Origin of the sequence: Microcystis sp. M083S1, assembly GCF_020246405.1 — a bacterium.
Classification (GTDB): domain Bacteria; phylum Cyanobacteriota; class Cyanobacteriia; order Cyanobacteriales; family Microcystaceae; genus Microcystis; species Microcystis aeruginosa_C.
Map to the genome: position 1 here is coordinate 32,372 of NZ_JADBTB010000065.1, position 16,192 is coordinate 48,563.

14 protein-coding genes and 2 pseudogenes are annotated in these 16,192 nt (G+C 45.5%); 6 read left to right on the plus strand and 10 right to left on the minus strand.

All coding sequences use genetic code 11. The features are described from left to right. Window positions 1-265 precede the first annotated feature (265 nt). The gene (locus tag IM450_RS05980) at window positions 266-1,915 is read left to right on the plus strand and encodes an ABC1 kinase family protein (RefSeq protein ID WP_287667605.1); all 1,650 of its coding nucleotides are present in this window, start codon (window positions 266-268) and stop codon (window positions 1,913-1,915) included. 12 nt (window positions 1,916-1,927) lie between these two features. On the opposite strand, the gene IM450_RS05985 is transcribed toward IM450_RS05980, so the two are convergent. Continuing rightward, window positions 1,928-2,335, minus strand: a complete 408-nt coding sequence (locus tag IM450_RS05985; protein WP_287667608.1) for a hypothetical protein — start codon at window positions 2,333-2,335, stop codon at window positions 1,928-1,930. Window positions 2,336-2,515: 180 nt separating this feature from the next. Between IM450_RS05985 and argJ the strand changes: the two genes are divergently transcribed. Together argJ and IM450_RS05995 are read left to right on the plus strand one after the other, a co-directional pair. Then, complete coding sequence (argJ, locus tag IM450_RS05990; protein ID WP_002759624.1) at window positions 2,516-3,757, plus strand: bifunctional ornithine acetyltransferase/N-acetylglutamate synthase; 1,242 nt, start codon at window positions 2,516-2,518, stop codon at window positions 3,755-3,757. 417 nt (window positions 3,758-4,174) lie between these two features. Then, entirely contained in the window at window positions 4,175-5,581 is a 1,407-nt protein-coding gene (locus tag IM450_RS05995; RefSeq protein ID WP_287720601.1) for a pentapeptide repeat-containing protein, read from the plus strand. A 277-nt stretch (window positions 5,582-5,858) separates the two neighbouring features. Here IM450_RS05995 and psbM read toward each other — a convergent pair whose 3' ends face one another. Next, a complete protein-coding gene (gene psbM / locus IM450_RS06000) occupies window positions 5,859-5,966 on the minus strand; it encodes a photosystem II reaction center protein PsbM (protein ID WP_002745897.1) in 108 nt (35 codons plus the stop codon). Window positions 5,967-6,235: 269 nt separating this feature from the next. Then, the gene (locus IM450_RS06005; protein ID WP_104396602.1) at window positions 6,236-7,354 is read right to left on the minus strand and encodes a universal stress protein; all 1,119 of its coding nucleotides are present in this window, start codon (window positions 7,352-7,354) and stop codon (window positions 6,236-6,238) included. Window positions 7,355-7,831: 477 nt separating this feature from the next. On the opposite strand from IM450_RS06005, the gene IM450_RS06010 reads away from it, so the two are divergent. Beyond that, window positions 7,832-8,005: a hypothetical protein gene (locus IM450_RS06010; protein ID WP_002804198.1), complete on the plus strand. Its 174-nt coding sequence runs from the start codon at window positions 7,832-7,834 to the stop codon at window positions 8,003-8,005. A 62-nt stretch (window positions 8,006-8,067) separates the two neighbouring features. Here IM450_RS06010 and corA read toward each other — a convergent pair whose 3' ends face one another. Next, window positions 8,068-9,228: a magnesium/cobalt transporter CorA gene (corA, locus tag IM450_RS06015; protein WP_287667614.1), complete on the minus strand. Its 1,161-nt coding sequence runs from the start codon at window positions 9,226-9,228 to the stop codon at window positions 8,068-8,070. A 91-nt stretch (window positions 9,229-9,319) separates the two neighbouring features. Further along, on the minus strand, window positions 9,320-10,597 hold the full coding sequence (locus tag IM450_RS06020; protein ID WP_287667617.1) for a recombinase family protein: 1,278 nt from the start codon (window positions 10,595-10,597) through the stop codon (window positions 9,320-9,322). Window positions 10,598-10,656: 59 nt separating this feature from the next. Between IM450_RS06020 and IM450_RS22440 the strand changes: the two are divergent. Continuing rightward, a pseudogene (locus IM450_RS22440) lies at window positions 10,657-10,845 on the plus strand (hypothetical protein). Window positions 10,846-10,983: 138 nt separating this feature from the next. On the opposite strand, the gene IM450_RS06025 reads toward IM450_RS22440, so the two are convergent. Next, the gene (locus tag IM450_RS06025; RefSeq protein ID WP_002759475.1) at window positions 10,984-11,277 is read right to left on the minus strand and encodes a hypothetical protein; all 294 of its coding nucleotides are present in this window, start codon (window positions 11,275-11,277) and stop codon (window positions 10,984-10,986) included. 137 nt (window positions 11,278-11,414) lie between these two features. On the opposite strand from IM450_RS06025, the pseudogene IM450_RS22445 reads away from it, so the two are divergent. Then, window positions 11,415-11,525: pseudogene (locus IM450_RS22445) on the plus strand (shikimate dehydrogenase); the annotation flags it as partial. A gap of 120 nt (window positions 11,526-11,645) precedes the next feature. Here the strand turns inward: IM450_RS22445 and IM450_RS06030 are convergent. From IM450_RS06030 to IM450_RS06045, 4 genes are all read right to left on the minus strand, one after another. Continuing rightward, window positions 11,646-12,308, minus strand: a complete 663-nt coding sequence (locus IM450_RS06030) for a choice-of-anchor R domain-containing protein (RefSeq protein ID WP_287667621.1) — start codon at window positions 12,306-12,308, stop codon at window positions 11,646-11,648. A gap of 313 nt (window positions 12,309-12,621) precedes the next feature. After that, complete coding sequence (groL, locus tag IM450_RS06035; RefSeq protein ID WP_002804201.1) at window positions 12,622-14,247, minus strand: chaperonin GroEL; 1,626 nt, start codon at window positions 14,245-14,247, stop codon at window positions 12,622-12,624. A gap of 46 nt (window positions 14,248-14,293) precedes the next feature. After that, window positions 14,294-14,605 carry a co-chaperone GroES gene (gene groES / locus IM450_RS06040; protein ID WP_002759486.1) on the minus strand — a complete coding sequence of 104 codons (312 nt, stop codon included), beginning with the start codon at window positions 14,603-14,605 and terminating at the stop codon, window positions 14,294-14,296. Window positions 14,606-15,353: 748 nt separating this feature from the next. Next, window positions 15,354-15,782 carry a CAAD domain-containing protein gene (locus IM450_RS06045; protein WP_002804204.1) on the minus strand — a complete coding sequence of 143 codons (429 nt, stop codon included), beginning with the start codon at window positions 15,780-15,782 and terminating at the stop codon, window positions 15,354-15,356. Window positions 15,783-16,192: the final 410 nt, after the last annotated feature.

The following is a 16,192-nucleotide window of genomic DNA, read 5'->3' on the forward strand; positions in this document are numbered from 1 at the left end:
TTCGGTTTTATCGCTCAATCCAAGCTTTTGGGGGGTTCTACCCCCCAAACCCCCCGTCGGGGGACGAAGCGCCTCCCCCGAACCCCCTGCGCATTAGTTTTTCGGTGGGATGCTTACACGCAGCTGCTGATATATCTGTAATAATTTAAGAGTCACTGATAATTGCTGATTATCGGTATTTCTGCAAATGTGGGATGCACCCATCGATAAGTACCTAACTTACCCACTGATAACTGATAACTGATCACTGATAACTGATAATACCGTGTTCTCACTCCCCCAAACCAGTCAAAGACAAAAAGAAATCCTGGAGATAGTTCTCGGCAACGGTTGGGACTATATGCGCGGGGTTTTAACCCTAGGAAAAACAGAAAATCCCCAGATTCCCACCCCAGAAGTTCTCAAAAAAATCCTCGTGGAATTGGGGCCTTTTTATGTCAAATTGGGACAGTTACTTAGTACCCGTCCCGATCTGCTACCTGCTAATTATATCGAGGCTTTAACTGCCCTACAAGCGCAAGTTCCTCCCGTTGCTTGGACAGATATAGAAATAGTCATCACCGAACAGTTAGCAAAACCGATCGAACAGGTATTTAAATATATTAATCCCCAACCGATCGCCGCGGGATCGATCGGGCAAATTCATCGGGCAACTTTATTATCTGGGGAGGAAGTAGCGATTAAAGTCTTGCGTCCGGGGATTGAAAAAATTGTCGCCCAAGATAGTGCCTTAATTAAGGTAATTGCTGATTTAGTTGCCCTCACAGAATTTGGTCAAAGTTACGACGTTGTTAACTTAGCAGAGGAGTTTATTAAAGCAGTCAATGCGGAATTAGATTTCACTCAAGAAGGTCATTATACTGACCAATTACGCTATAATTTAACCCAGAGTCGGTGGTCAGAACCAAAACAGTTAGTTATTCCTAAAATTTATTGGCACTTAACTAATTCCAAGCTATTAGTGTTAGAATGGTTAGAAGGAAAACAAATTTTAGAGGCCGATGTTTCTAGACCGCCAACTGAGCAAGCAATTTCCCAAAGAAAAAGCGAAATAACTAGAATTTTGTTTCGGTCATTTTTTCAACAAATTTATATTGATGGCTTCTTTCATGCCGATCCTCACCCGGGTAATATTTTCTATCTTGACGATGGTAGAGTAGCTTTAATTGACTGTGGTATGGTGGGCAGATTAGACCCACAAACTCAACAAATTTTAACAGAATTGTTATTGGCAATTGTTGACTTAGATGCGAAAAGATGCAGTCAACTAACTATTAAACTGTCCGAGTCAGTAGTCCCGATTACTTTAGTCCAATTAGAGGTGGATTATGAGCGGATGTTGCGAAAATATTATAACCTCAATTTAAATCAAATTAACTTTAGTGAGGTGGTTTATGAACTTTTGCAAATTGCCCGTCGCAATAGAATTAAACTCCCGGGTAATTTAGGTTTATTTGCCAAAAGTCTCGCTAATCTAGAAGGAACTGCCCGAAAATTTAATCCTGATATTAATATCCTGGAAGAAGTCAAACCGCTATTAACTAATATTCTTGAACAACAGTTAATCGGTAGCACTCCCCTACAAACTGCCCTAAGAACAGTTTTAGACTTAAAATCTTTTTCCCTGAAATATCCCCGTCAAATCGAAGTTTTACTAGATGGTTTAACCTCGGAAACTTTAAATGTTAATCTGAAAATTCGCGACTTAGATAATCTCCGTCGCAGTTTAGATAATTCCGCCAATCGACTAGCTTTTAGTGTAATTATTGGTTCCTTAATTATCGGGGCCGCCATCGTCACAGCCAGCGCCCAATCTCGGCAATTAACTATTATTAGTACCGTATTATTTGCTACAGCTAGTTTTATCGGTTTATGGTTAGTTATCGGTATCCTGCGATCAGGAAGATTGCGCTAGAAATTATCGCCATTAAATTAAGATTTGTTGTTGTAAAAATTTCGCCCACTGACTAGCCAATTCAACTTCAGTAAAGGGAATTTTTTCAGGTGATCGCTCCCTAAAAATAAATTCTAGAAAAGGGGAACCCTGCGGGGGAAGAGCATCTAAATCCACCACTTGATTATTAACTAACAAACGGATTTCTTTGACCTCCTCTAGGGAAAAAGTTTGTAAATTAATCACTCCCTTACGAGTTGGCTTTCCCCAAGTGATAATTTTATCTTTTTGACCTAAGACAGAATATATATCATACTTAGCTCGCTCGAAGTTTTCCGCCCATTGTCGATAGATTTCCACTTTTTGGTATTCATTCCAACCACTCCAAGCCAACCAAATAAATAGAATTAATAAAGGTGTCCACAATAACCCGCGTTCCATAAACTATCTCTCCAAAATTCTGGCCAATTAATCGTATTTTAGGCTAATTTGCAGCCCAGAATTATCAGCCGTCGGCCTTTTTTCCCCACTTCCCAACCCGAAACGGTCAAACCCTTTGCTAATTTTTGGCTTTTTACTTGCTATAATCGATTGTCGAATTTGAGTAGGAGACGGGAGAAAATGGCCGATTGGCAGGAAATAGAGGGGGGGATCACGGCCCCAAAAGGATTTAAATCCGCAGGGATGGCCGCGGGGCTAAAACCGTCCGGTTTGCCCGATTTAGCCCTAATTGTCTCGGAAACAGAAGCGATCGCCGCAGGAGTCTTTACCACCAGTCAAGTGCGGGCCGCTTGCGTCGATTATTGCCGTCAACGCCTACAAACTAAAGCCAGCGCCAGGGCGATTTTGTGTAATGCCGGCCAAGCAAACGCCGCCACGGGGGAAGCCGGATGGCAAGATGCTCTCGATAGTGCCGCCGCCTTGAGCCAAGTGTTAGGGATTCCCGCCGATGCAATTTTGCTGGCATCTACGGGAGTGATCGGGCAACGGATTCGCATGGATGCGTTAACCGCCGCTTTACCGACCTTAGCGGGTTTATTGTCGGAAAATGGCGGCGAAAGCACGGCCCGGGCGATTATGACCACGGATCTAGTCCCCAAATCGATCGCCTTGCAAACCACTATCGATGGTCGTCCGGTCACAATTGGGGGAATTGCCAAGGGATCGGGGATGATTCACCCGAATATGGCGACGATGCTCTCCTTTATTACCTGTGATGCCGCAGTATCGACGGTTCTCTGGCAAAATATGTTAAGTCGGGCGGCTAATAAAAGTTTTAATCAGATTACGGTGGATGGGGACACCAGTACCAATGACAGTCTGATCGCCTTGGCTAACGGTCAATCGCGCACCACGGCGATCACAGAAATGGGCCGGGATGCCCAAAAGTTAGAGGCCATGTTAACGGAAGTTTGTCAATACTTGGCTAAAGCGATCGCCCGGGATGGGGAAGGAGCCACCTGTTTAATAGAAGTGCGGGTTTCGGGGGCGGCCGATGATCAGTCCGCTCGTCAGATTGCTCGCACCATTGCCGGTTCTTCCTTAGTAAAATCGGCGGTTTTCGGTCGAGATCCCAACTGGGGACGAATTGCGGCGGCCGCGGGCCGGGCCGGGGTAGTCTTCCATCAAGAAGATCTACAAATTAAGTTAGGCGACTTCGTGATGATGGAAAATGGCCAACCTCTGGCGTTCGATCGAGCTAGTGCCAGTAATTACCTGAAAGCGGCAGCAAGCGGGGCTTATTTACGAGAAGATACCGTTTTAATGTCTATCTGTATCGGTAACGGTTCAGGAACAGGTACGGCCTGGGGTTGCGATCTTAGTTACGATTACGTCAAAATTAACGCCGAGTACACCACTTAAAGCGATCGATTCTCTAAACAGGCTCTCTTGTCCTTGCTGGATTGTATCGCAACAGCTTGATCAAAGGTTGACGTTAGGCTCTAGTCTATACCGACAATCTCGATGATCGATCCTGTTGATCACACAGCAGCCGAGAGAGCCGATTACTCGATTAACAGATAAACTTTAATGGTTGGATTGTAAGTAGCTGGTTATAATTAAATTAAAAATGGATTTTAGGTTCGATCCCCCCTGCCCCCCTTGATAAGGGGGGTGCCGATCCCCCCTTAGTCCCCCCTTTAATCCCCCCTTAATAAGGGGGGCATCTGACAACTTTTAACGCCTACCTACTTACTTCTTTTCAACCAACCTCGAAAACAGTTTTGTCAGTCCCTCAGTTTCTTGGCAAAATCCATCTATTGGCGGGGAAAACGCTGCATGGTTCCGAAAAAATCACCACGAATTCCTTTAGAATTGCACCAGATCAAGGCTCACGAGTTTTATCAAAAACGGCTGGCATCGGGTAAAGAAGGCAATGAGATAGATGACTGGCAGCAAGCGAAAGAATATTTTAGCCAACATCCCAGAGCGATTTTTGCTTGGAATCTAAAGATGCCCTATCGCGGGGGAAAAAGGCTAATTAAAAGATTGTTGCTATCGCTCCAGTCTCTTGTCAGAGTTGCTTGGAAACTGCTAATCTTTCCCTTCTGGCTATTTCAGCAAATACCGGGGCTTTTTGCCCGTGAAGACAAAGACAGCCGCACCTTTGCCATTGAGGTGGTCAAAACGATTATTTCTGCCCTGGGATTAATTGCTACCCTTTTGGCAGGAATTGGACTTTTTCTCAATTATCTCAATTCTCAAGCGGAAAGGCAACTGATTCAGGAACGTCTGATTACCGAGCGCTTCTCGAAAGCTGTCGAGCAAATCGGTAATACTAAAGAGGAGGTGGTAATTGGCGGCATTTATTCCCTAGAGCGAATTGCCAAAGATTCTCCCAAGGATCAATGGACAATTATGGAAGTGCTGACTTCCTACATTCGTAAAAATTCCCCCATTCCCTCGAATATTGAACAACTGGAGCCAGAGGAAAGACAGAAGGCCCTAGAAAAGCTCCCTTCCGTGAGTATTCCAGTTCAGGCCGCTTTAACGGTAATCGGGCGGCGTAAAGGGGATAATTTGGCTGAAACAACTGACTCTAATAAAATTAAAATTCTTGATTTAAGTCGGACAAATTTGAGTGGAGCCAACCTCAACGGAGCCAACCTCAACCGAGCTAACCTCAACCGAGCCTACCTCAACGTAGCCAACCTCAAGGGAGCCTACCTCAAAGAAGCCAACCTCAACCGAGCCAGCCTCGGGTTCGCCAAGCTCGAAGGAGCCCGACTCAACGGAGCCGACCTCAACCGAGCCGACCTCAAGGGAGCCTACCTCAACCGAGCCAACCTCAACGGAGCCAAGCTCGAAGGAGCCCAACTCAACCGAGCCTACCTCAACCGAGCCAACCCCAACGGAGCCAACCTCAACCTAGCCTACCTTGACGGAGCCAACCTCAACGGAGCCAAGCTCAAGGGAGCCGACCTCAACCTAGCCTACCTTGACGGAGCCTACCTCGACGGAGCCTACCTCAACAGAGCCATCCTCTTCGGAGCCAGGGATCTTCATCCAGAACAAATTAAATCGGCCTGCTTTTGGGAAAGAGCAATACACACACAGGCCAAGTGGGATAAAGATAAACAATTATGGGTGGCTGCTGACCCAAAAGCCAATCAACGAGAAATCGACAAACTCAAAAGGGACAAAAACTCAGATCTGCCAAATCCGATCGATTGTAATACTAAATAGGGTTTGCGGCAAAAAGTACGGGCGAAGCATTCGGATAGAAAATCTCCGGTTTCACCGATAGGTTATACTAAATCCGCTGAGTATAGGCTACATATCAGGAGAGGCACTTCTGCAAGGGGAGTGACTGTTAAATTATGACAGATGTATTGGCAGCTGCGTGTAAGCATCCCACCGAAAAACTAATGCGCGGGGGGTTTGGGGGCGGCGCCACGCCCCCAACGGGGGGTTTGGGGGGTAGAACCCCCCAAAAGCTTGGATTGAGAGATAAAAAAGGAATTTAACCCTCGGTTTCCTCTCTGGTTTGGATAAACAGAATCAAGAGGAAAACAGTGGGTACTAGGACGAATAGAATACTAGCGATAAAGCCGAGATTATTTACCTGCATGAGTTAACTCCCTTAAGTGACAACGGATTTGCATTAAAGATTAACTCCTAGAATATCATCCCAGAGGGCGTTGCTGATTTGAGAGGGGAAGTGGGAATTATGAATTATGAATTATGAATTGGGAATTATGAATTATGAATTGGGAAGTGGGAGAAAGTCCCGAGGTTTCCTTCCCTACACCCTACACCCTACACCCCACACCCTACACCCTACACCCCACACCCCACACCCCACACCTTACACCCTACACCCTCTTTCAAGTCAGGTAGTCACCTTTTCACCCCCTTGCCTCGCGCGTCTTTAATTGATACTTTTGGATCGGTGGCGATGATGTGAAGATCGATATTTTTCTGCCAGATCAGGCGCATGAGTTTTTGGGTGAAAGAACCTTTGATGAAATTCTTCCAGCGCGATTGAAGGCTCTCCCCGATCACAATCTGGGTGATCCGTTCCCGTTCGGCCACTTCGGCGATCGCTGCCGCCACCTGATAGCTTTTAACCCGTAAGAATTTCCCCTCGAATTCCCGACATAAACGTTCGCAGGTTTCGATATGTAAAGCCTCCTCTTTCGTGAGAAAGCGCTCGGGTTTATCGACGAAAATCACGAAAAATTCCGCGTTCATATACCCCGCTATCCGCGCTCCCCGACGTAATAATCGTAAAGAGTTGGGATAGGTGGAAATACAGACTAATACCCGTTCGTGAACGGGACAGGATTGACCGATAAATTTTGTGGAATTACTCGCTTCTTCTTCTACTGTATCGGCCACTTCGCGCAAGGCCAGTTCCCGGAGGGCGATTAAATTGCGCCGTTGAAAGAAATTATTTAAAGATTGTTCGATCTTTTCGGGAGCGTAGATTTTTCCCGCTAATAATCTTTCTTCTAGGGTTTCGGCGGTAACATCTACCACGATCACTTCATCAGCTTCCTCCAAAATTCGATCGGGTATTCGCTCTCGCACCACCACCCCAGTGATTCGGGCAACCAGATCGTTTAAACTCTCAATATGCTGGATATTCACGGTCGAGTAAACATCGATTCCCTGAGATAAAATTATCTCCACGTCCTGAAAACGTTTCTCTCGCTCCGAACCTGGTGCATTCGTGTGGGCTAATTCATCGATCAGACACAGCTGCGGTGAGCGGGCGATAATCGCTTCTGTATCCATTTCCGAGAGAGTGACTCCCTCTTTCTCTAGGATTTTTCTCGGTACGATTTCCAACCCCTCGGCTTTTGCGGCGGTCTCTTTCCGGCCGTGGGTTTCCAGCAGTCCAATCACCACGTCAGTTCCCTGCTTTCTGAGGCTATGGCCCTCCTCCAGCATCTTGTAGGTTTTCCCGACCCCCGGGGCCATCCCGATGAAAATTTTATGTCTTCCCCGTCGCACAATTGTCTCCTTTTTGGCAACTTCCCCTTACAGATTAAGATAATTCGATCGTAGCCTGGCGGATTGAATATCATCAATGATTCGTTCATTTTTCCTCTGTTTGGTTCATTTAATCCAGAAAATTATTGAGACCATTGTTCAAAAAATTGCTGAAACTCCTCAAAATAATTAACGGTTAGTGCCAATTTCAGTAACTCGTCTAAAATCGATAATAAGGAAATTTTATCGACCGCTTGCTCAATTGACTTGGCGCGATTATGGGTAAATAAGCTTTTTTACCTAGTCATGGCGCTGACCCCTAGACGACTAGAAAGAAACTTCGCCGATATCATCTAACCCTGACATTAGCTAACTTTGTTAGATAAGAACTTTTTTAAGAATTATGATCGGCCTATAATAGTAACTGTAGTCACCCCTATCCTTTAGGGATAATTCTTGGTTTAGGGTTGATGTCCTTCAGCGCAAGCGAGATTGGTTATGAAAATTAGCGAACTAGAAAACTACTTGGCTCAGGTTAAGTTAGAGATTGGTGACATCGATATCGTCTATCAATGTCACAACCAGCACTATAGTTGGTTGGACAAAATTAGAAGCCATCAACTGAAAGTGTTAAAAAATACCGCAGACACTAAATTATTAATTTCTCTGTGATAGCCATTTTCTCTTGCTAGATGCCGGCAAGGTAATCCAGTCTGTCTAATCTGCTTAACAGTTTATCTTTTCTTCACTGTCGATAGGTTCTTAAACCAGCCGCGTCGCCAAAAGAAAATGATTAAACTGAAAGCAACGGTTAGCATCAACACCCAGACGAATACATAGCCCCAATACCATTCTAATTCGGGCATATTATAAGGGGATTTATCAGTATTAAAGTTCATGCCATAAATACCGACAATGAAGGTGAGCGGGATAAAAATCGTCGAGATTACCGTTAAAGTTTTCATAATCTCGTTCATTTTATTACTCACGGAAGATAGGTAAAAATCCATTAAACCATTGGCAAATTCCCGGTAATTTTCGATAACATCGAGGATTTGTACCACATGGTCATAACAGTCTCTTAGATAGGGTTTAATGGTTGTATCGATGACAATATACTCATCGCGTAAAAGAGCATTGAGGGTGTCTCTTTGCGGCCAAATTGCTCGTCGCAGGGAGAGTAATTCCTGACGTATTTGGTAAATTTTTGATAAAGTCTGTTCCGTGGGACTAGCTAAAATTTCGTTTTCTAACTCCTCGATTCTTTCTCCGTAGGACTCTAAAACAGGAAAATAACCGTCAATAATGGCATCCCAAATCGAGTAGGCTAAATAACCCGATTTTTGCTGCCGGATGGAACCTTTATTTAAACGGATTCTTTCCCTGACTCCTTCCAAAGAATCGTATTGTCCTTCTTCCTGCACAGTTAAAATATAATTCTTCCCGACTATTAAACTGATTTGTTCTAACAAAAAACCCTGATGATCGATCAGGATGGCCATTGGCACTATAATTAAAAGATAATTCTCGCATTCTTCCACTTTTGGTCTTTGGGGAATACTGACTATATCCTCAAGAGTTAAGGGATGTAAATGAAAAATTTCTCCCAACTCTTGCAGTTTATCTTCATTACCCAAACCGACGATATCAACCCAAGAGATGGAATCATCGGATAAATATTTAAGACAGTCTTGAGGTAAAAGATTATTAACTATAGTGGCTTTTTGAGAATTATAATTAATTAAAAATATCTCGGTAGCAACGGCATTTTCATCGATGGTGATTAACCCCGGCATCGTCCCGGGTTGATTATAGTGATAATCATAAAGGTGGGGTTTTGTCTGGGAGGATTTTCGCCCTTTTTTATACCTAGTTAATCTTTTGTTATTGCTCATAGTTGAGATCGATCGCTGTTTGCCTTTTTCTTAGCATTGATCGCTCAAACATTCCTCAATTTTTAGCTAACTTTAAGATTGTCCGAGACTCTTAAAAAACGAATATTAAACGTAAATGCCAATTATTAGCCGTTTCCCTCTCGATTTCGATGCGACGGATAAACTCGCGAAAATAAAAACGGCGCTCGATTTCCGATAAATCTCGCCAAAATTGCGGAAAAGCAACGGCACGAGCGATAATGGTCAGGTTATCGGGGGGTAATTGGTCTAAACGTCCTTGAATCTGCGCGATCTCGTTTTTCAGTTTATAGGCCCGTAGATTAGCCGTTTCTTGATCTAAAATTCCCGCCGCTTCTAGGGAGGGCAATTGGGACAAAATATCGTTTTTTTGTCCTATTTCCTCGCTCATTCCCCGTTTGATCCCCTCTAAATCCGGTAAAGATATCTGAGCGATCGTCGGTGGTAGGTCTTGACAAATGCGCTCGATTGTGCTATTGAGAATTTTTTCATAAGCGATCGCCGAACATTTTTTTGTCCGGGGACATTGCAAAGGTCGCAAATAGAGGTATTCTAGGCCCTTTCCTCGCGCTGTCACTTTGGTAATCGTCATCCCCGATTGACATTGACTACAGACGACTAAACCCGCTAAGGAACGCGGGGCGCTGGCACTGCGGGGGGGTAATTTGCGATTATTTCTCAGGATGCGATCGATCTGGGCCGCTTCTTCCCGGGAGATAATCGGGGTGTGGGTATCGGGGATAATATCTTGACCGAGATAGCACAAATCGCCGCGATAAACGGGATTAGTCAGCCATTTATGGGCAGTAGCTACCGATATCTTCTTACCGTAGCGTTTTTCTAGATAGCGCACCGTGGAACGCAGGGAAGCGGAAATCAAAAAGCGATCAAAAAAGTCTTTGACTACCGGCGCGGTACTGCGATCGAGTATATAACGCTCCTTGCCACGACGATAACCGTAGGGTGCTTTTCCGGGGGGAGGTAAAGCTTGCAGACGATTGTGAGCGTGACCTACTTTTAAACGATTACTTAGTTCGTTTTTTGATATTTCTTGCAGAATCTTGGCAAAATTCAGCTTATAATCTGGGTCTTCTAGGGCAATTATATCTATGTCGAGGGCTTCTAAGGATTGTAAAATTTTGCTAACTTCTGTGCCATTGTCTCCCAATTCTGCTAGGCGACGCAGGATCAGCAGTCGGGGGGGAGTCTCTTGACAATCGCGGAGCAGTTGCTGCCGTTGTGAGCGATCGCCAAAATCCTGATACACTTGTTCGGGAGAATAGGCCCAAATCGAGGCATCGGGGGGACTATCGAGCAGGGGATTGGTATAGGTGTAGGCGATAATTTTCATGTTTTGCCGAAATCCTGGTATAGATAGGGGCTGCTGAAAAAGTTTTTCGTGGGGGCAGGGTGTGGGGTGTGGGGTGTGGGGTGTGGGGTTTTACCCATTTTCAGGACGTTCGGCGAAGCTCAGTCGAGCCGTGGTCAATTACCTAATTTTCAGGGAAAAAATCCCTAAATTTTCCCCCCAATCACTCCAATGGTAGGCACTTTTTCAGGGAAAAAAAGTCTAAAAGCCTTATCCAACAAGGTTTTTAGATTTATTTAGCAGACCCTAGATAGTCAACAGCTTACCTGCGGGCGAATGGAAAAGGAATTTCTGCCCATCTCCCTAACCCCCGCCAGATGGCGCTCGTTCCGCTAGACTTGGCAATTTCTAGGCCGGGCGCGATTCGTCTAGGGAGAGGGTAAAGAGCGAAGGAAAACCGTGAGTATGGCGGTAATAATCGCGACGGTTACGGGGATAATCAGCGATTTCGCCCCTTTTAAATCGGATATATCCTTAACTAGCCCCGATTGTTCGTTTTCTAGCCTTTCTAACCGCTTATCCATTCCCTCGACTTTCTCGATTAATTTTGCCTGTCCTACCTCTAGTTTTGTCAGGCGATCATCGATTCGATCGATCTTTCCCTCGATCCGCGTCAGGATGGCTTCTAGGGAATAGGTGACGGTTTCTCCCGATTGACTCATAAACTAAATTCCTTGTTGCGGGGGATACTTCGCATTCTATCACTCCCGAAAGATGGCAGAATTACCAATCCAGAGGCAACGGCAACGATTATCAGCCTACAATATTACTAGGCGATCGAATATTCCCCGAAATTCAGATGAGTCAATCCCCCGTCACCAATTCCCTAGAAATTATCCTGACAAATATCACGGAAAAATTAGACTCTTTACAGAAAGATTTCACCGATCTAAAAGTAGATATGGCCGAGTAAATTCGTAGGTCGGGTTGAGGCAACGAAACCCGACCTAAATCCTCGGTGGTTGGGTTTCACTCTGTTCAACCTAACCTACAGCTATGAGAGTTGATTCATGAATCAACCTACGGCAACTTATCCCTCGTTCCGACGACCTTTAACCCCCAGTAAACCCAATCCGAACAGGGACAAGGCCGCGATCGCACCAGGTTCGGGAGTGCTGGCCACCGGACCGGTTATCTCGGTTGCGTTGATCTGGAAACTGTTAAAAACGGTACTGCTAGAGAAACTCGCTCCACTACTAAACCGGTATCCCGATGACGTGGCGATGCCCGTCGGGGTTATACCCGAAATAGAAGCGCTCCAGCCGAGACCTCCACTGGTGCTGGTAACGTATAACCAGTATTTAGTACCGGCGGCAAACGTGAGGGGGCCAGTGGGAGTGAAGGTGTAGTTAAAGACTCCCAGTCCTTGAGGGGTGGGATTGGTGAAACTGGCGAGGACGGTACTGCCCGGATTGCTACCCCCGACATCATTGCGGATCTGGACGAGGGGAGTCTCTCCTGTAGCGTAGCTACCGAGTCGCAGGATGGCGTTGTCGAGGCTGTAATTGTTACCCGCGGGCAGGGTAAAGGCGAGCGCTTTTACGTTGCTGGTGCTAATGCCACTACTATCATCATCATTCGTTTCTGGGAGATTCCCGATCAGAACCGCCGCGCGGACAGGGTTTACCCCCCCCGCTAGAACAAATGAACTACTAATTCCCGCTAACACCAAAGAAATTGGTAAGGTTTTCATGATTTCTAAAAAAGTTCAGAAAGATTGCCTTAACTATATAGCAGCCGTCTCTTCTGTACGACCATTGATTATTTATAGTTATCATTTATCGTCTGGTATGATATTTAATTCTATAGGGTGTTGACAAAAGGGCTAGAAAGTGGTAGGCAACATCGGGCAGTTTCTGGTCGTGCCAAGTGCGATTCCTTTAGGGAGAGGGTAATAGATCCTCGGTGGTTGGGTTTCACTCCGTATTAACCCGAAGTGATATTTTTTCATCAAAAAAAACTCGATCGCATTTAAGTGATCGAGTCAAGAAAAAACAGACTAATTATTAATAGTCGAAGTCACCACCGCCGGCGGGAGGAGCGGATTTTTCTTTTTCGGGTTTATCCACCACAATACACTCGGTAGTTAAAACCATACCGGCGATAGAAGCGGCATTTTGTAGGGCAGAACGAGTCACTTTAGCGGGGTCAACGATACCCGCCTCAAACATATCGGAGAACTCACCGGTAGCGGCATTATAACCGACATTAAAGGGCTTCTCTTTCACCCGTTCGGCAATAACTGCACCGTTTTGGCCGGCATTTTCAGCGATCCGTTTTAAGGGGGCAGCAATGGCGCGAGAAACGATTAAAGCACCGGTTAATTCTTCATGGTGTAGGGTTTCTTTGGCCCAGGTTTCCAATTGGGGAGCCAGGTGAGCTAAAGTAGTACCACCCCCGGGGACGATACCTTCTTCTACGGCTGCTTTAGTGGCGTTAATCGCGTCTTCTAGGCGCAATTTGCGGTCTTTCATTTCCGTTTCGGTAGCGGCACCGACTTTAATCACTGCCACACCGCCGGCTAATTTAGCCAGACGTTCTTGCAGTTTTTCTTTATCGTAGGAAGAATCGGTTTCCTCGATTTGACGGCGAATTTGCTCACAACGGGTTTTCACTGCCACGTCGTTTCCTTCGGCCACGATGGTGGTGGTATCTTTGTTCATAGTGATACGGCGGGCCGTACCTAAGCTGTCAATTTTAGTGGTTTCCAGTTTTAAACCCGCATCTTCGCTAATGACTTGACCACCGGTTAAGACGGCGATATCTTCTAACATCGCTTTTCTGCGATCGCCAAATCCAGGAGCTTTCACCGCAGTGACGTTAAGAACACCGCGCAGACGGTTAACCACTAGGGTTGCCAAAGCTTCTTTTTCGATGTCTTCGGCGATAATTACTAGGGGTTTACCTTGACGGGCAACTTGTTCGAGAATGGGAACCAAATCCTGTACTAAACCGATTTTTTTGTCGGTAATCAGAATAGCAGGATCCTCAAAAACGCATTCCATGCGCTCGGTGTCGGTGACAAAGTAGGGAGAGATATAACCTTTGTCAAAACGCATCCCTTCGGTGATTTCTAGTTCGGTGGTCATCGATTTCCCTTCTTCTAGGGAAATTACGCCTTCTTTGCCGACTTTATCCATGGCCGAGGCGATCATTTGACCGACTTCATCATCGTTACCGGCAGAGATTGCGCCCACTTGTGCGATCGCTTTGGAGTCTTCTACGGGTTTCGCGTGTTTGGCGATTTGACTGACGAGGAAATCGGCAGCTTTATCGATACCTTTTTTCAGAGAAATCGGGTTAGCACCGGCGGCGACGTTGCGTAAACCTTCTTTAACAATAGCGTGAGCGAGAACGGTGGCGGTAGTTGTACCATCACCCGCTACATCGTTGGTTTTTGAGGCGGCTTGGCGAATTAAAGCCACACCGGTGTTCTCGATATGGTCTTCCAGTTCGATTTCTTTAGCGATGGTGATGCCATCATTGACGATTTGGGGTGCGCCAAATTTCTTTTCGAGGACGACGTTACGACCTTTGGGGCCAAGGGTGACGGCCACCGCTTCGGCCAGAAGATCCATGCCTTTTTCTAAGGCGCGACGGGCATCTTCGTTGTAGATAATAGATTTAGCCATAATGTCTCGTTATTCGTGCAAAATAGGGGTTTTCAAGGGGAGATGATTAGGAAACGACGGCGAGAATGTCTTTTTCGGAGAGGAGAACGTATTCTTCGCCACCAAGTTTGATATCGGTTCCGGCATATTTGGAGTAGAGAACTTTGTCACCCACACCCACTTCCACAGGGGTGCGGCTACCGTCATCGTTGCGTTTGCCAGCCCCGGCGGCCACGACTTCCCCGATTTGGGGTTTTTCTTGCGCGGCATCGGGAAGGAAAATACCACCGGCGGTTTTTTCTTCGCTGGGGCTAACTTTAACGAAAACTCGATCGCCTAGGGGTTTAACAGTTGTTACGTTGATGCTGACTGCAGCCATGGAATATCCTCCGTTTGTCTTGTATTTGGGTAAGTGTCTTTTCCAGATTAGCACTCTTACCTTCCGAGTGCTAATTTACCGAAATACGAGGCCCCCTGACAACGGCTCGATCGGTACGGGTTCCCGAACTATGGTGTTAAGCTAGGGTTTGCGGCAAAAAGTTTGTTGGTGGGGTTAGGGACTTGCGTAGGAATAATATCCCAGCCAGAAAATCGCTCTGTAGAAGAACCAGACCAGCCAGATGGCGCATTATCAAAGCGCAAGTCCCTAACATCTCGAAGGCTCTCCCCCTACTTAGGGTGATCAGCAAACCTGATCGATCGGAGGGCGCAAGCATTGCGCCCCTACAGTAACGGATTTTGTCCACAATGTAGGGGCGAACTGCGTTCGCCCAAAAGGTACATTATCAAAGCGCAAGTCCCTTAGGAGTCAGTATTCTCCGAGTCAGGAGAATTAAGAATAAGCATTAATCAATTAAATGCTCTATTTAGGGATTTTAGGCAATTTTATGCCTATTTTTCTCATTTTTGCCCTTTCAAAAATTAATTATGCAAGAACTCTATTAAATCTGGTTATTAAAAACTGATTATTTATTCTCCCTATTGCTTTTTGCCTCTTGCCTTTTGCCTAAAACCCATAACTTTTGTACCTCACTAGACTGAAAAACGCTATAGTGTAAGCTGTTGTGCAAAAACAAAGGAGTTGAGCGGAAACACTCAACTCCTTTGTTTTTTATGCTTGATTCTATCTATAAAGTGTTATTGTGACTGCCAAAAACTTGCGCTTTTAGTGCATCAATTTCGGCTAATAACTCGCGACGATTTTCATCCTTGAGCAGATAGCGCCAGACAAACCAACCAGTATAAACGATCCCAACTAATTGTAGGATAGGAGCAAGGAGGGGAATATCATCGATCGCATCTAAAACCGCAAGGGTAACTTTCACGGTGACAAAACTCGCTAAAATTGCCCCCAGAACGATTAAAGGTTTTTTGTATCCAGAGAAGAAACTACCGATATAATCGGGGACGTTAGCCAGATAGGACATCACCGAATCCCAAACGGGTTCTACATATTCAGACCAAATCTGTTCGGTGCTGCTGCTGGGTTTGCTCAGAGAGCCGGGTAAATCTGTTCTAATCGGATTTTTGGTCTCGGTCGGTTGCATTGATTCCATATTAACTGATCCTCATCATAAAGGTTAGACAGTGCGCGAATACGACCAACGGGGGTCAATTTTAACAGACTGAATAGACTAACTCGCTGTTGCCCATATTATCGGACAATTTCGATAGTAGGCGGAAAGTTTCTCAACAACTATTAAGAATCAAGGATTTAGCTTCTCAATTTTATCGTCAGTCTGACCGCAATTCTCTATTCTAACAGCAGGTAGCGATCGGGGTTGAGGAATCAGGGGGGGGTCAGTTATCAGTGAACAGTAATCAGTTAAGTAGGTAGGCGAAAAAACTTATAAAATAGCAGAGAACCCTTTGTGGAGGAGGAATAAAACCTTGCCAGCCCCTCTAAAAATTGATTTAAGTGAAGAAGAAGACAAAAACCTGCTAGAACTGCAAAAACTTGCAGGAA

Excerpts from the sequence above, each read along its gene's own strand:
- IM450_RS05985 (WP_287667608.1), bottom strand. The coding sequence starts at position 2,335 with ATGGAACGCGGGTTATTGTGGACACCTTTATTAATTCTATTTATTTGG.
- argJ (WP_002759624.1), top strand. The coding sequence starts at position 2,516 with ATGGCCGATTGGCAGGAAATAGAGGGGGGGATCACGGCCCCAAAAGGA.
- IM450_RS05995 (WP_287720601.1), top strand. The coding sequence starts at position 4,175 with ATGGTTCCGAAAAAATCACCACGAATTCCTTTAGAATTGCACCAGATC.
- psbM (WP_002745897.1), bottom strand. The coding sequence starts at position 5,966 with ATGCAGGTAAATAATCTCGGCTTTATCGCTAGTATTCTATTCGTCCTA.
- IM450_RS06010 (WP_002804198.1), top strand. The coding sequence starts at position 7,832 with ATGAAAATTAGCGAACTAGAAAACTACTTGGCTCAGGTTAAGTTAGAG.
- corA (WP_287667614.1), bottom strand. The coding sequence starts at position 9,228 with ATGAGCAATAACAAAAGATTAACTAGGTATAAAAAAGGGCGAAAATCC.
- IM450_RS06020 (WP_287667617.1), bottom strand. The coding sequence starts at position 10,597 with ATGAAAATTATCGCCTACACCTATACCAATCCCCTGCTCGATAGTCCC.
- IM450_RS06025 (WP_002759475.1), bottom strand. The coding sequence starts at position 11,277 with ATGAGTCAATCGGGAGAAACCGTCACCTATTCCCTAGAAGCCATCCTG.
- IM450_RS06030 (WP_287667621.1), bottom strand. The coding sequence starts at position 12,308 with ATGAAAACCTTACCAATTTCTTTGGTGTTAGCGGGAATTAGTAGTTCA.
- groL (WP_002804201.1), bottom strand. The coding sequence starts at position 14,247 with ATGGCTAAATCTATTATCTACAACGAAGATGCCCGTCGCGCCTTAGAA.
- groES (WP_002759486.1), bottom strand. The coding sequence starts at position 14,605 with ATGGCTGCAGTCAGCATCAACGTAACAACTGTTAAACCCCTAGGCGAT.
- IM450_RS06045 (WP_002804204.1), bottom strand. The coding sequence starts at position 15,782 with ATGGAATCAATGCAACCGACCGAGACCAAAAATCCGATTAGAACAGAT.